17 protein-coding genes and 1 pseudogene are annotated in these 13317 nt (G+C 68.7%); 11 read left to right on the top strand and 7 right to left on the bottom strand.

Annotation, left to right across the window (positions count from 1 at the left end):
• The first annotated feature begins 307 nt into the window (after window positions 1-307).
• Window positions 308-625, top strand: coding sequence for a hypothetical protein (locus ACZ7GZ_RS35895; protein ID WP_471030909.1), 318 nt, complete (start codon window positions 308-310; stop codon window positions 623-625).
• A 221-nt stretch (window positions 626-846) separates the two neighbouring features.
• Window positions 847-1827 (top strand): slipin family protein, encoded by a 981-nt coding sequence (locus ACZ7GZ_RS35890; RefSeq protein ID WP_471030908.1) that lies wholly within the window; start codon window positions 847-849, stop codon window positions 1825-1827.
• A 74-nt stretch (window positions 1828-1901) separates the two neighbouring features.
• Here the strand turns inward: ACZ7GZ_RS35890 and ACZ7GZ_RS35885 are convergent, their stop codons facing one another.
• Complete coding sequence (locus ACZ7GZ_RS35885; protein ID WP_471030905.1) at window positions 1902-2219, bottom strand: hypothetical protein; 318 nt, start codon at window positions 2217-2219, stop codon at window positions 1902-1904.
• A 565-nt stretch (window positions 2220-2784) separates the two neighbouring features.
• Between ACZ7GZ_RS35885 and ACZ7GZ_RS35880 the strand changes: the two genes are divergently transcribed.
• The 4 genes from ACZ7GZ_RS35880 to ACZ7GZ_RS35865 all read left to right on the top strand — a co-directional run bounded on the left by ACZ7GZ_RS35880 (window position 2785) and on the right by ACZ7GZ_RS35865 (window position 5638).
• Window positions 2785-2988 (top strand): cold-shock protein, encoded by a 204-nt coding sequence (locus tag ACZ7GZ_RS35880; protein WP_003973099.1) that lies wholly within the window; start codon window positions 2785-2787, stop codon window positions 2986-2988.
• 346 nt (window positions 2989-3334) lie between these two features.
• Complete coding sequence (locus tag ACZ7GZ_RS35875) at window positions 3335-4828, top strand: DEAD/DEAH box helicase (protein WP_471030901.1); 1494 nt, start codon at window positions 3335-3337, stop codon at window positions 4826-4828.
• Between the two features lie 46 nt (window positions 4829-4874).
• Window positions 4875-5279, top strand: a complete 405-nt coding sequence (locus ACZ7GZ_RS35870; RefSeq protein ID WP_471030898.1) for a CBS domain-containing protein — start codon at window positions 4875-4877, stop codon at window positions 5277-5279.
• A gap of 50 nt (window positions 5280-5329) precedes the next feature.
• The gene (locus ACZ7GZ_RS35865; protein WP_471030896.1) at window positions 5330-5638 is read left to right on the top strand and encodes an SCO5918 family protein; all 309 of its coding nucleotides are present in this window, start codon (window positions 5330-5332) and stop codon (window positions 5636-5638) included.
• A 98-nt stretch (window positions 5639-5736) separates the two neighbouring features.
• Here the strand turns inward: ACZ7GZ_RS35865 and ACZ7GZ_RS35860 are convergent.
• Window positions 5737-6097 (bottom strand): annotated as a pseudogene (locus ACZ7GZ_RS35860) (hypothetical protein).
• Between the two features lie 949 nt (window positions 6098-7046).
• On the opposite strand from ACZ7GZ_RS35860, the gene ACZ7GZ_RS35855 reads away from it, so the two are divergent.
• The 3 genes from ACZ7GZ_RS35855 to ACZ7GZ_RS35845 all read left to right on the top strand — a co-directional run bounded on the left by ACZ7GZ_RS35855 (window position 7047) and on the right by ACZ7GZ_RS35845 (window position 8864).
• Entirely contained in the window at window positions 7047-7385 is a 339-nt protein-coding gene (locus ACZ7GZ_RS35855) for a MerR family transcriptional regulator (RefSeq protein WP_361994512.1), read from the top strand.
• Between the two features lie 245 nt (window positions 7386-7630).
• Complete coding sequence (locus tag ACZ7GZ_RS35850; RefSeq protein ID WP_030052720.1) at window positions 7631-7834, top strand: cold-shock protein; 204 nt, start codon at window positions 7631-7633, stop codon at window positions 7832-7834.
• A gap of 670 nt (window positions 7835-8504) precedes the next feature.
• Window positions 8505-8864 (top strand): hypothetical protein, encoded by a 360-nt coding sequence (locus ACZ7GZ_RS35845; RefSeq protein ID WP_471030893.1) that lies wholly within the window; start codon window positions 8505-8507, stop codon window positions 8862-8864.
• Between the two features lie 5 nt (window positions 8865-8869).
• Here the strand turns inward: ACZ7GZ_RS35845 and ACZ7GZ_RS35840 are convergent, their stop codons facing one another.
• Window positions 8870-10063 (bottom strand): PP2C family protein-serine/threonine phosphatase, encoded by a 1194-nt coding sequence (locus ACZ7GZ_RS35840; protein ID WP_471030890.1) that lies wholly within the window; start codon window positions 10061-10063, stop codon window positions 8870-8872.
• 295 nt (window positions 10064-10358) lie between these two features.
• Between ACZ7GZ_RS35840 and ACZ7GZ_RS35835 the strand changes: the two genes are divergently transcribed.
• Complete coding sequence (locus ACZ7GZ_RS35835; RefSeq protein ID WP_471030888.1) at window positions 10359-10676, top strand: hypothetical protein; 318 nt, start codon at window positions 10359-10361, stop codon at window positions 10674-10676.
• 170 nt (window positions 10677-10846) lie between these two features.
• On the opposite strand, the gene ACZ7GZ_RS35830 is transcribed toward ACZ7GZ_RS35835, so the two are convergent.
• Window positions 10847-11140, bottom strand: a complete 294-nt coding sequence (locus ACZ7GZ_RS35830; RefSeq protein ID WP_471030887.1) for an ATP-binding protein — start codon at window positions 11138-11140, stop codon at window positions 10847-10849.
• Between the two features lie 267 nt (window positions 11141-11407).
• Here ACZ7GZ_RS35830 and ACZ7GZ_RS35825 point away from each other — a divergent pair, with 267 nt between their 5' ends.
• Window positions 11408-11773, top strand: coding sequence for an STAS domain-containing protein (locus tag ACZ7GZ_RS35825; RefSeq protein ID WP_471030885.1), 366 nt, complete (start codon window positions 11408-11410; stop codon window positions 11771-11773).
• Window positions 11774-11799: 26 nt separating this feature from the next.
• Here ACZ7GZ_RS35825 and ACZ7GZ_RS35820 read toward each other — a convergent pair whose 3' ends face one another.
• From ACZ7GZ_RS35820 to ACZ7GZ_RS35810, 3 genes are all read right to left on the bottom strand, one after another.
• A complete protein-coding gene (locus ACZ7GZ_RS35820; RefSeq protein ID WP_471030883.1) occupies window positions 11800-11958 on the bottom strand; it encodes a hypothetical protein in 159 nt (52 codons plus the stop codon).
• Between the two features lie 482 nt (window positions 11959-12440).
• The gene (locus ACZ7GZ_RS35815) at window positions 12441-12734 is read right to left on the bottom strand and encodes a transposase (RefSeq protein WP_471030881.1); all 294 of its coding nucleotides are present in this window, start codon (window positions 12732-12734) and stop codon (window positions 12441-12443) included.
• Between the two features lie 110 nt (window positions 12735-12844).
• Window positions 12845-13183, bottom strand: coding sequence for a DDE-type integrase/transposase/recombinase (locus ACZ7GZ_RS35810; protein WP_471030878.1), 339 nt, complete (start codon window positions 13181-13183; stop codon window positions 12845-12847).
• Window positions 13184-13317 lie beyond the last annotated feature (134 nt).

Genomic DNA, 13317 nt, shown 5'->3' with positions numbered 1-13317 from the left:
TGGGGTGTTGTCACCGGACCCGGCTGGGGAGGCTCCACGTGCCCGGCCCTGGACCGGCCGCGCTACCCGGACGGGGGTCCGCTCGGACCGTCGAGGAGTACGCTGGTGTTACCGAGGGTATTTCGTGCACCGGCTTCCAGTCGCTGTCACTTTCGGCGATTTGATCACGCCGGGCCGGTTCCGGTCGGCCCGGAGCAGGGTTCGCGTCATGACTGCGACCGTTTCCCCCACGCCTATCCTCGGAAGTACGCCCTGCTCTACGTCACTCCGGATCTCTTGCGCTCCCCTGGGTTCCTCGCCGACGGCCGTGCCCGACCCGCTGTCGGGGCTGATCACCGGGGGCCTGCTGATCCGCGAGCACCGGCCCGCCGTCCCGGCTGGGCCCTTCGGTGGGCAGGTGCAGCCGACCCCGGTCTCGGCCCTCTGGCTGATGGCCGCCGGCAGAGACTGCCTGCGCACCTCGCACGTGAACCGGTTGATGGCGGAGGCGGCGTTCCTGCGCACGATGTCGGAGACCGACTCGGCCGTTCAGGCGGCCTGGGACTCCGAGGAAGACCACGAAGTCCGCGATCCCGCGGCGCGCCCGCAGATCCCGGCCGTTTCCGCTCCGCCGACGGCGAGGTGAGGGTCGTGCGCACTCCAGCGGCCACCAGGGCCACAGCCGGCGGAGCCCGGACCGGCGTACCGCAGAGCGCTCCCGGCTGAGCCGGGCCGACACACCAGAGCCTCAGCAGCAGCCCGGGACCCCGGCCGCACCTCAGACGACAGGCCGGGGTCCTCCCGCGCCATGTGCTTCCCGGACCGCTCGGGTCCGGGACCGTCATCGACGTAAGGAAAGTGAGAACCATGGGTGTTCTGATCACCGTGCTGGTGGTGTGCGCCGTGGCCGGGTTCGTCCTGCTCGCCCTGAGCGTGCGCAACGTCCAGCAGTACGAGAAGGGCGTGGTGTTCCGTTTCGGGCGGCTGCTGCCGGACATCCGCGGGCCGGGCCTGCGTGTCATCCGGCCGATCGGGGACCGGATGCGGAAGGTGTCCGTGCAGACCGAGGTCCTCGGCATCCCGCCACAGGGGTCCATCACCGCCGACAACGTGACGCTCACCGTCGACGCGGTCGTCTACTTCAAGGTCATTGACCCCGTCAAGGCCCTGGTGAACGTGCGCAACTATCCTGCCGCCGTCTCCCAGATCGCCCAGACGTCGCTGCGCTCGGTCATCGGGAGGGCTGACCTGGACACGCTGCTCTCCGACCGTGACCACATCAACGCGGAACTCAAGAAGGTGATGGACGCCCCCACCGAGGAGCCCTGGGGGCTGCGCATCGAGCGCGTCGAGATCAAGGACATCGCCCTTCCGGAGTCCATGATGCGCTCCATGTCCAAGCAGGCCGAAGCCGAGCGGGAACGCCGCGCGCGGGTCATCGCGGCCGACGGAGAGTTCCAGGCGTCCCAGCGGCTGACCGACGCCGCCGCGACGATGGCCGACACCCCCGGAGCACTCCAACTGCGGCTGCTGCAGACCGTGGTGGACGTCTCCGCCGAGAAGAACAGCACCCTCGTAATGCCGTTCCCCGTGGAGATGCTCCGCTTCTTCGATCACCAGAGCAGGGAAACCGACGGCGAGTCCGCCGGACGTCGCATGCACCGGACCACCAGGCGCCCCGCGCTGTCCACCAGCGCCGTGATCCCCGAGCCCGCCATCCCCGCACCGGCCCTCACACCGTCGGTCTCCCTACCCGGAGAGCGGGCCGGCAGCCGTGCGGAGGTGGCCCGGGAGCGGCGGGACAACTGGCCGACGCGGCGGGACGCCGAGGAATCACTGAGCGGTTGACCGTTCCGGGCTGCCCGGGGTGACGTGATCGTCTCGGTGCGGATGGTGCCGCTGACGGCCCTGGTGACAGCGTGTCACCGGGGTCGCAGCGGTCCGGGGTGGCTGAAGCGGCCGGCACGCCGTTGGATGCGATGCCGGAGGGTGCGGTGGCGTACCGGTGGAAGCGCGGCCTGTGCGTCGGCCCGGGTGTGGAAGACATGCTTGGCGCCCTCGATCAGTACCAGGTACAGCACGACCATCAGGGCCAGGGCGAGGACGAGTCCGAGCGGCAGGGACCGGAAGCCGAGTGGTCCCGCGAGCGGAGACTTCGGCAGCGCGACACGGACGGCGACGACACCGATGGCGCTGACCAGCAGGGGGTGGCTGGGCCGGCTGCGTGTCGAACGGGACACCCGTCCCCGGGTAGAGCGCCTGCCGGGCAGCCTCTCGGCGTCCTGCTTCCGTGAAGCCCAGCCTCGCCTCTTGATCGCCCAAACGATCGGGATTCCGCGTCCTTCGAAGTGGCCGCTGCTTTCGCCGCAGGCGGAGCGGTGCCGCAGTCGGTTCGGCCCCTCACCATGTCGATACGATGCTGGACCCCTTCCGAGCGGCGTCCTATGGGAAGCCGCATACGTCGTCGCGCCCCTGAGAGCCCCGGTGTGGCAACTCTTCCTGAGACGTCACACTCCGAGTGAATCAATATCTGCGCCCGGGGGATCAGATTTTGGCAGACTGCACAGTGGGAGTTTTTGTCGCGAAGAGCAGAGTGGCATATTCCAACACCCACGGGCCGTTCCGGCGTGCTACTGTCGATCCAAGTTGCAGTTGTGGTTCCCAAGACTTCAAGTGCCCCCACCAGCCTTCTGCCGGTCGGGAGCACTTCTGTATTTCCGGTCATTTCCGGGCGGGATAATCATCGCGGCGACACGGCGTCTGCGCAGTGCGGACGCCGATGCACTGCCCCAAAGGAGATATGACATGGCTGCTGGTACCGTGAAGTGGTTCAACGCGGAAAAGGGCTTCGGCTTCATCGAGCAGGACGGTGGCGGCGCCGACGTGTTCGCCCACTACTCGAACATTGCCGCGCAGGGCTTCCGTGAGCTGCTCGAGGGCCAGAAGGTGAACTTCGACATCGCGCAGGGCCAGAAGGGCCCGACGGCCGAGAACATCGTTCCGGCCTGACGCTCACGCGCAATCCGTAGCTGGGGCCCGCATCCTTCGGGGTGCGGGCCCCAGCTGCACGCGTATCCCGCAGCGGTTTTCACCGGCGGGAGGCCCCGGAGGAATCCGCAGTACCACTACAAGCGGTTTCTCCCTCAGGTGCGGAGACGCATCCCGAAGCGCTGCCCCGCATCCGGCGCCCGGATCGCAAGGTCCCCATCGCTTCACCCAGTTCCGCACCTGTGCCCACGGATGATTCCGCCGGCCAGATCTGCTTTCTTTTGCCACCGGTCCATACTTGTAATTCTCCATGCCATTCATCGCGGCGGGAATTCCTTGATATGTGCCACATCGAGGAAGGTTCCGCATGAACCGCACGTACACGAACGACCGCCCCGCCCGCACCCGTGACGGCCGTGCCGACGCCGGAAGGGGCGGCAGCGGCTACGGCTCGCAGGCACCGCGTCGTACCGGCGCCCCCGTCCGCTCCGGCGGTTACGGCCGTCGGCCCGCCGCCGTGCAAGGTGAGTTCGCGCTGCCCAGGACGATCACCCCCGCACTGCCCGCTGTCGAGGGCTTCGCCGATCTCGACATGCCCGAGCAACTGCTGGCCGAACTCGGCAGGCAGGGGGTGACCGCACCGTTCCCGATCCAGGGAGCGACGCTGCCGAACTCCCTGGCGGGACGTGACGTCCTGGGCCGCGGGCGCACCGGTTCCGGCAAGACCCTCGCCTTCGGCCTCGCCCTGCTCGCCCGCACCGCCGGACAGCGTGCCGAGCCCCGCCAGCCGCTGGGACTGATCCTCGTACCCACGCGTGAGCTGGCACAGCAGGTGACTGACGCGCTGACCCCGTACGCCCGCTCCGTGCGGCTGCGGCTGGCCACGGTGGTGGGCGGCATGTCGATCGGCCGGCAGGCCAGCGCGCTACGCGGCGGAGCCGAGGTCGTCGTCGCGACCCCGGGCCGGCTCAAGGACCTCATCGACCGCGGCGAATGCCGGCTGAACCACGTCGGCATCACCGTGCTGGACGAGGCGGACCAGATGGCCGACATGGGCTTCATGCCCCAGGTCACCGCGCTGCTCGACCAGGTGCGCCCGGAGGGGCAGCGCATGCTGTTCTCCGCCACCCTCGACCGCAACGTCGACCTGCTGGTGCGCCGCTACCTGACCGACCCCGTCGTGCATTCGGTCGACCCGTCGGCCGGTGCGGTCACGACGATGGAGCACCACGTCCTGCACGTCCACGGCGCCGACAAACATGCCGCCACGACCGAGATCGCCGCCCGCGACGGCCGCGTGATCATGTTCCTGGACACCAAGCACGCCGTCGACCGGCTGACCCAGGACCTGCTCAACAGCGGGGTGCGGGCCGCCGCGCTGCACGGCGGCAAGTCGCAGCCCCAGCGGACCCGCACGCTGGCACAGTTCAAGACGGGGCACGTCACCGTGCTGGTGGCGACCAACGTCGCGGCGCGCGGCATCCACGTCGACAACCTCGACCTGGTCGTCAACGTCGACCCGCCGACCGACCACAAGGACTACCTGCACCGCGGCGGACGCACCGCCCGGGCCGGGGAGTCCGGCAGCGTCGTCACCCTCGTCACGCCGAGCCAGCGCCGCGGCATGATGCGCCTCATGTCGGACGCGGGGATCAGGCCGCAGACGACCCAGGTCCGCTCGGGCGACGAGGCCCTGAGCCGGATCACCGGAGCTCAGACCCCGTCCGGCATCCCGGTCGTCATCACCGCACCGGTGGTCGAGCGTCCCAAGCGCAGCGCCACCTCCCGAGGCCGCCGCCGCCCCGCCTCGGCGACCAGGCGCACCCCCGTACGCCAGTCCGGCTTCGGCGCGGTGGCCTAGAACTTTCGTGATCAGGAAGCCGGCCCGTCTCTGCAGGAGGTCCTCTTTGACGCTGGTTCAGACGCAGCCCCGCCCGGCGGACGTCGACCCCGCGCACAGGACGGCGGTGGATGTCATGGACGCGGCCGGACCGCAGGTCTGTGACGACATGAGCGTCGAGGTGGCGCTGGCCGTCATGGCCGCCGCCCGCACAAGCCGGCTGGTCGTCTGCGACCAGGACGGCCAGTGCACCGGCCTGGTCACCCGTACCGAACTCGCCGCCGTCCGTGACAGCTCCGACTACACGGACCGTGTCCGCCTGCGCGACATCCTCGGCGACCACGGATCGTCCACCTCACCCGTGACCACGATGGCCGAAGCCGAGCACGCGATGCGCACCCGGCGGCTCGGTGTCCTGCCGGTGGTCGACGAGCAAGGCAGCGGCCTGGGCATCCTCGCCCTCTCCCGCTGAAACACCTCGCCCCTGGTCGGACCGTTCTTCCCCTCTCCCTGTGAGGCCACATGCGCTGCGTCATCGCCCGCTTCCCCTTCGAGCTCACCAAGGGCGGAGTACTGGAATCCATGAAGGGCATCAAGCCCGAACCGGTCACCGGCGAATCGGTGATCATCGGCCGCCGCCACTACCCCCTCAAGCAAGTCGGCCAAGTCATCACCCGCCAGGACCGCCGTGACTTCAGCGCCGCCGAAGTCCTGCGGGCCATGACTCAGCTCGGCTTCACCTGCCGCGCCGTTCCCAAGACAGCGCCCCCGGGCATTCTCAGCCCGATGCAGCACGCCTCCGCGATGCTTGGCACCCCCGTCACGGTCTGACGGGTAAACAGACACGAGCCGTCGCCTGACCAGCAGCATGGGCCCGACCGGTACGCCGGTCGGGCCCACAGCGTGCAGCGGGTTCCCGTCGCCGTCGCTCAGGTGCCGGAACAGCTGAAGTCGCCCACGGTCCAGGCGCTGACTTCCTCGATCGCAACCCGGTATCGCCCACCCCGTCTCGGGACTCCCAGGGTGCCCTGCGGGATCCGGGCGACATGGAAGTGCAGACGCGCGGGCGGCCCGTCCTTGCTTCGCGGGGGAGCCGAAGACGGCGGTGAATTCGTCCAAGCGGGCGAAATCCGTCAGTACATCCGACCCCCTCTGCCTTCACATGGCCGCGAGAGTCAATCGACCGGTGATGACAGCGCCATCGGTGACCACGGTCAGGGACTCCGATCGCTCTGGTCGCACTCCACCCGTGGCGCCGACGTCAGCGAGCAACTCGTCAGGCTGCGACATGAGGCGGACCATGTTTGTCGGCCATCCGGCTGCTTGACCGCTGACGCTACGGGCATGGAAGGCGCTCATTCCGGGATCGTCGAGTGCGACGCGGGACCCTCCTGCCACGCCTCCTGCCACGCTTCGGCCGACCTGCGGGGCGTCCGTCCAGGCCGGTGGAGTTCTCCACGAGACGCAGTGTCGGCCGGCGCCCGCCGACAGTAGCAGCGGCCGAGTCGGCGACGTCACACTCAGCCCGACGTGCCTGCGCGGCGGGGGATCCCTGAGCGCCGGACTGAGCCTCGGAGCTGCTTGAACCAGCCATGGACCGGTCGAGGCGGATCACCTTGTCTTCGAGCGCACGGAAATCTATGTCAGTCAGAGTAGACTTTGTGGTGTCGGTCGGGTTATGTTTCTCTCGTAGCCGAGATCGAGCGAGGCCCGGCAGAGATGAACTGCCGGGCAGCAGTACCGCGGTTGCAGTACCCGTAAGTGCAAGTTCGCAGTACCCAGCAGTGAAGTCAGTGAGCAGTACCCCGGTGAAGGCGTCGGCTGCGGGCGCGCGCACCGGTAGGTTCGGCAGTGGGTTCCAACCCAGAGCAGACGCAGGACGGGCGACGGGGCCGACTGCCGAAGAGTGGCGCTGTTTGAGGCCAGCAGCAGTTCGCAGTACCAGCAGTTCGCAGTTTCCGTTAGTGAGTAGTTACTCAAGAGGGAAGAACGGAGGAGCCGAGCGCCATCAGGATCGCCCGGGCAGAAGTCTTGGCCCCGGGTACCGCAGGACATCGATAGTGAGGTGGTCTCCGGTCAGGCAACCGCGATCCCCGCGCCCCCGACAGCTTCTCGGTCGGGTCTGCGGAAACAGAGGGCCGGTGCAGTATCAGGGCCCGCAGATGGTGTAGTAGTTCCTTCGGGGCCCTGGTGCCAGTACGGCGCCAGGGCCCCTCCACGCGTTCCACAGAGAGGTGCAATGACAGCAGACGACACGTTCGGCCGTCTCGATGACGACGATTACCCCGCCTACACCATGGGCCGGGCCGCCGAGATGCTCGGCACCACCCAGGGCTTCCTGCGCGCAATCGGGGACGCCCGCCTCATCACCCCGCTGCGCTCCGCGGGCGGCCACCGCCGCTACTCCCGCTACCAGCTGCGCATCGCCGCGCGCGCCCGGGAACTCGTCGACCACGGGACTCCCATCGAGGCCGCCTGCCGCATCGTCATCCTCGAGGACCAGCTCGAGGAAGCCCAGCGCCTCAACGCCGAATACCGCCGCGCCACCGAATCGGCGAACCCGACCGCAGCAGCGTGAGACGAGCGTGCCCGTCAGCGTCGACGGGCACCGCACCCACGACCGGTGTGCGGTGTGATCGTTGTTTCCTATGGTGACGCGGTGTGTGGGCGTGTAGCGTCTGCGTCAGCTGTCGTGGTTCGGAATTCCCTCTTGCTCACGCCTCTGGTGTGAGCGTTTTGCTGTGCTGTGCCGCAGGGACCAGGGCGATCACCTCCGTCTGCCACATGGAGTGGGAGATGTTCATCGACTGGAAGGCATCAGACATGGCAACGGGAACTGTGAAGTGGTTCAACGCCGAGAAGGGCTTCGGCTTCATCGCCCAGGACGGCGGCGGCCCGGATGTCTTCGCGCACTACTCCGCGATCAACTCCACCGGCTTCCGTGAGCTCCAGGAGGGCCAGGCCGTGACGTTCGACGTCACCCAGGGCCAGAAGGGTCCGCAGGCCGAGAACATCAACCTGGCCTGACCCCGCAGACCTGCCCGAGAGATCGGGCACGCCGCGTCCAGGTGGCCGCCGCCTCTGCGTACCCTGCCACCCACCCAGACGAAGGCCCCTGCTCTCGTGTTGGGCCGGCAAGATCAGGGGCCGCGCAGCAATGGCTGCGCGGCCCCTGATCTGTGGAGGCCGAGAGCCGGTGCGACTTCGGCCCGGGACTTCCTGACCTCAGTCGCTGCAGCGTCGTCGGGCACGGGAGCCGCATGTCCTGCGTGGCTGCCGTGCAGCTCCAAGGAGCCGGCGCTCCGACGCTCGTCCAGGCGTCGAGGAAGGCTTCCCGACCCGCCGGGTCGTCCGACCTGCGGTCTGCGTGTGCAGGACGCGCCAGGCGGTGAGCTCGAGATCTCGGGGCCACAGTCCCCCGTTGACCTGTGACTTGAGGTCGGGCAGTTGGTCGGACTCGACGAGGGCCTGACCGATCACCTTCCCGGCCGCGACGCGCTGGGGGTGGGGACGTCTCATCGACGGCCGAGAGGACCTGCCGGGCCAGGGCGGTTGCCTCTCCTGCCAGTGAACGCAGCACCAGCGCCTTGATGTTGCCGGGCAGCGGGTACGCGGGGCCCGACGACCCGCACAGGTCTGACCGGAAGCGTTCCCTTGCCTTGGTGGGGGGAGGCAGCGCGGCCAGCAGCCCGAGGAGATGGCCGGTGACCGCGTAGCCGTCGCTGTGGTCAGCTGCGACCACCGCGATTGCGGCGACACGCTCGACATCGAGCCGGCCGGCCTCAAGATGCTGAGTCAGGCCCAACTCGTGTTCCAACTGGTCTGTGAGGGCGGTGGATACGCGGGGGCGGACCTCAGGAAGTATCGGCGATCCCTGTGCGCAGGCGAGCGGAGATGCCCGTTCGGAAAAGACCTGGACCTCTCGGGCGAGGTTCTCCTGGCTCAGAGCGCCGTCGGTGTGCAGGGGCTCGCCGGCCAGAAGCCGGGCCATGGCCTCGCGGAGCTCGGCGGCACTCGTGGCGGAGACCGGCATCACGGGGTGACTCCTGCGTGCTGAAGAGCTCATCGCTGCGGGTCGGGTCTGGTTTTGGCCGGCTGGCTGCGATTGCTGTGCCAGTCCAGTATTAGGACCGTGGCGTCGTCCTTGAGGTTGCCGTGGCAGGCGTCGAGCACCGCGGCGGTCAGGGTCCGGACGGCTTCTCGCGGGTGTAGGGCGCGGGTGTCGTGAACGACCGAGGCCAGGTCGACGGCCGCGGCACCGCGCTCCTGCATGCCGTCGGTGAGCAGGACCAGGCGGTCCCCGGGACGCAAGTGCAGTTCCTGTAGGCGGTAGGGGGCGGGTGCCGCCACACCGAAGGGAAGGTTGACGGCGAGTTCCACCTCTTCGACGGCGTTGTCACGCAGCAGCAGGGGCCGGGGGTGGCCGGCGTTGACCAGTTCGCACAGGCCCGTTTCGAGGTCGACGCACAGCAGCTGTCCGGTGGCCAGGCCGCGGCTGTGGCTCAGCAGGGCCTGCTGGGCGTGGTCGGCCTGCTTGAGGGCGTCACAGCCGCTGCGGCGTGCCCGGCGCAGTGCGCCGACCAGGAGGGTGGCCAGCAGCGCGGAGTTCGTGTCGTGGCCCATGGCGTCGGTGATCGACAGGTGCAGGGTGTCGCGGTCGAGGGTGTAGTCGTAGGTGTCGCCACCGATGTCGTCGGCCGGGACCAGCCCGGCGGCCAGAGTGAACTGGGCCGCCTCGCAGCAGGGGGCCGAGGGCAGGAGCTGGTGCTGGATCTCCGCGGCCAGGCTGGTCTCAGTGGTGCGCCGGCCCAGGTGGTACAGGTCGGTGAAGCGCCCGTCCGTGACGATGATGTAGGCAAGCGCGTGGGCCGCGTCGCGGACCTGTCGCAGCACGGTGTCGTCGGCGCACTGCAGGGTCACCTCCAGGAGGCCGATGCAGTCGCCGCGGTTGGTGACCGGCGTGATGACACGCCGTCCGCCCTGGCCGTCCGGCTCCACATGCTGGCGCTGGCTCTGCAGAACGCTGTCGTAGACGCTGCCCTGCAGGTCGATCGGCTCGCCAGGGTCGGCAGGCTCATCGCCGGCCGCGGCGAGGCGTACCAGCCGCTGGCCGATGAGGTCGACGAACAGGAAGGACACGGCCTCGGCACCGAACCGCTTCCGCAGGTCGTGTGCCACCACGTCGACGGACTCACCGGGCGGGGCCGCTTCCGCAGCGGCCAGCAACTCGCCCAGTTCCAGATCTCCACCCTTCACAGCAACCTCCTGTCGGCTGCCGCATCTTCTTCCCCGAGCCTGCGCAACCTCACATATTCTGCCCATTTTGCCTGGTCAGGGCGGCATTCCAGATCGGTGCGAGCCGTCCCGCCTCCGTCAGGCGGCGTTCGTGGGCGATCGTGCGTGCGGGCCACCCGTGGCTCACCCGCCGGTTGCCGTCGTCCGGGGTTTACCGCGTCCGCCCGCCGTCCGGACAGGCGCCTCTGCAGGCCGGTGGCATGATCGTGCTTCTCGTGGGCAGGCGACCGGCGTGTCGTGCGCCCCGGCTGAACTTGTGTCCCAGGTGAGCTCTTGCCTGGTCCAGGCCGGCTTTCAGCTGCAGGGCGACGCGGACAGTGGGATTCCGGGGCTGCGGGTGACCGAGGTGTCTGCGGGCGCGCTGGTCAGCTGGACGGCCTCGGACGGGTTCACCGCGCTCGCCCGTGACCAGGCAGGCCGTGCAGCAAGCAACGACAGCATGCGAGTGATCGTGCAGACCGCAGTAGCAGGGCTGCTGATCCAGCTCGGACACACCGTCACCGAAACGCATGATGGCTGTGGCTTGGTGGTGCTCGCCGAAGCGGTCCTGCCACGGGGCGGCGAGGGCAGCTAGGCACAGGCCCGCCTCACGCACTGGGCGCCGACAGTGTGCGTATGCGGGGCAAAGTCGGCGTCGCTCGCGACGCGGTCAGCCGGCGGCGCCACCCCGCACGCCGGCACCGTGCTCACCCGACCGCTCCCCGCCGAACTCGCCCCTGCAGCGCCCCCCTTCACGGCAGATCGTCAGGGAAGGCGGTGAGGCCGAATCTCCAGTCCGTGCTGCCCGACTCTGCCCGCATCGGCGGCCCGCGCCACTGGCAGGACGGGATCGCTGTCCCACACGACCACTTCCACGACGGCGCCAATGATGCGCAGTTCCATTAGCACGGGGCCAGGGGCGTACTTGCGGGCGTTGGTGACGAGCTCGCTGACCACAAGTTGGGTCAGGTCCATAGCACGAGCGGACACCGGCAGGCCGTGCTCCGCCTGGACACGGGTGAGGAAGTCCACCGCCCGGTTGCGTGCCTCAGCGATCACGTGCCCGTCACCGTCCAGGGCGACGGTGTCCTTGTATCTGAGGGGCGTCCGGCATCACGCTGCCCTCGTCCTCGGGGACTGATTCAGCCGGGTCCACCCTTGTTCCCCCTTCACACGTCCTGCGCGTACCCGGGCACTATGCCTCACATGCCCCGTGCGAACCGCATAACGGGCCGCACGTGTGTTCGACGTAGCATCGATGCAGGCTACTGGCGTGTTATCGCACGGGGGCCTTGAGTCCCATCAGCGAGCGCAGCCGAGGAAAAAGTGACAGACACTCACAGAGCAGCCCGGCCCGGCCAGCTGTCGGTCGACCACACCACCGCCGACGGCATCCGGGTGGTCACCATGCACGGCGAGATCGACCACGCCGTCAAGGACATGCTCAGCGAGGCCCTCCTGTCCTACGACGGCGCGGCGCCCCTGCGGACCGTGGTGGACCTCAGCGGCGTGACCTTCATGGACTCCAGCGGCATCAACGTCTTGGTCGCCGCCCACCAGGCCGCGAGTGACCATCAGGGATGGCTGCGTATCGCCGGCGCCCAGGAATCGGTGCTACGGCTCCTTGAGATCGTCGGCCTGGACGAGGTCATCGGCTGCCATCCCACCGTCGACCAGGCCCTGACCGCCTGACCCGCGCCGTGCCCGGCCACCGCGTCCTATCCGGCTTCCGCGCCTGGGGCGTCCCGCCGGCGTGAGCGCCGCTGCACGGCCGCGTACAGCTCCTGCCCCACCGGTTCCGGCAGCGGCTGCCCCAGCGCCCAGGCGATCACCGTCTCGGCCACCGTGTGCAGCTTGGTATTGGTTTGCTGGGACACCTCACGCAGTACCTCGAACCCGACGGCCGGCGCGAGCGGTGGCTCGCGGTGAGGACACCGATGGCCTGGTCCACCGTCGCGTGGGAATCGACGGCGTGCCGCAACTGCGCGTTCTCCTGCTCCAGGCGGGCGATCGCGGCGCCGTCAGGTATGCCGTCAAGCGAGGACCGCGGCACGCGAGAGGTCGTCATCACTGGTCTCCATACAGGGGCCAAAAACTTCCTGTACGCCTGCCCTCTACCGGAACGTCAAGACACCCTCAGTACGGCAGCGAAAATCACACGCGTGGGATGGGGCTCTCACGCTGACCAGCCGTTGTCGGGGGTGGGCCCGATACGCCTCGGCCATCTCGGCATCGGTGACGGGCTTGTCCAGCCACCGATAGCAGGGCTGGCGGGCCAGCCCGAGCACCCGGCACGTCACCGCCACCGGCACCCGGTAAGGGGCAGCGGCGGCGGCCAGCTCGCGGACGAGCGGGCACATCATTTTGCCGGCAGGTTCGCCTGCGACAGGTACGCCGCAGCCCTCCTGAGTACCTCGTTCTCCTGCTCCAGCAACCGGATCTGTTTGCGGGCTTTCCGCAGCTCGGCCGACTCACCCGAGGCCGTTGCGGGCCTGGTGCCCTCGTCGGTTTCGGCGCGGCGCAGCCACTTCGACAACGTGATCGGATGGATGCCGAAGTCGGCGGCGATCTGTTCCAGCGTGACGCCGGGCTCGCGGTTGCGCGCAACCCGTACGACGTCCTCGTGGAACTCCTTCGGATACGGCTTGGGCACTGCGACATCCCTCCAGGCCGCCTCTCAGCAAGCCAGGTCAGGTGTCACCGAACCCTGCAGCAGTCCCGATTGAGCTTGTTCCGCTTTGACGGACACCATCGGTGTGGTGGTCAGGCTGCGAGTGCGGTCTCGTATTCGGCGGGACTGCGGTAGCCGAGGCTGCTGTGCAGACGGTGCAAGTTGTACCAGCACTGTTCGGTGCGGCCGACCGACACCAGCATGCCCAACTGGTCTGCCGACGCGGCGAATTGCCGGCTGGTGTACTGACAGCCACGATCCGAGTGAAAGATCACCGGCCGGGTGGGACGGCGCTTCCGGCAGGCGGCCGCGAGGGCATCGGCGACCAGATCGGTCCGCAGGTGGTCGGCCGTCGCCCAGCCGACCACACGACGGGAGGCGATGTCGATGACGGTGGCCATATAGAGCCAGCCCTCCGTCCGAAGTCTCAAGCGCTAGGCGGCCCGGGAGGTCTTCCACCTGGTCAGACCTGTGCAGTCGTAACCCTCGTTATAGGGGCAGTGTGATGCCCCGAACGGTCTGGCTGACGCGCGACCGGGCTTGCCTGCGTGCAGGGGTGGGCTCC

The organism is Streptomyces sp. NPDC037288 (assembly GCF_055603265.1).
This window is presented reverse-complemented; position numbering and strand designations above follow the sequence as displayed.

Excerpts from the sequence above, each read along its gene's own strand:
- ACZ7GZ_RS35890 (WP_471030908.1), top strand. The coding sequence starts at position 847 with ATGGGTGTTCTGATCACCGTGCTGGTGGTGTGCGCCGTGGCCGGGTTC.
- ACZ7GZ_RS35880 (WP_003973099.1), top strand. The coding sequence starts at position 2,785 with ATGGCTGCTGGTACCGTGAAGTGGTTCAACGCGGAAAAGGGCTTCGGC.
- ACZ7GZ_RS35875 (WP_471030901.1), top strand. The coding sequence starts at position 3,335 with ATGAACCGCACGTACACGAACGACCGCCCCGCCCGCACCCGTGACGGC.
- ACZ7GZ_RS35865 (WP_471030896.1), top strand. The coding sequence starts at position 5,330 with ATGCGCTGCGTCATCGCCCGCTTCCCCTTCGAGCTCACCAAGGGCGGA.
- ACZ7GZ_RS35855 (WP_361994512.1), top strand. The coding sequence starts at position 7,047 with ATGACAGCAGACGACACGTTCGGCCGTCTCGATGACGACGATTACCCC.
- ACZ7GZ_RS35850 (WP_030052720.1), top strand. The coding sequence starts at position 7,631 with ATGGCAACGGGAACTGTGAAGTGGTTCAACGCCGAGAAGGGCTTCGGC.
- ACZ7GZ_RS35845 (WP_471030893.1), top strand. The coding sequence starts at position 8,505 with ATGGCCGGTGACCGCGTAGCCGTCGCTGTGGTCAGCTGCGACCACCGC.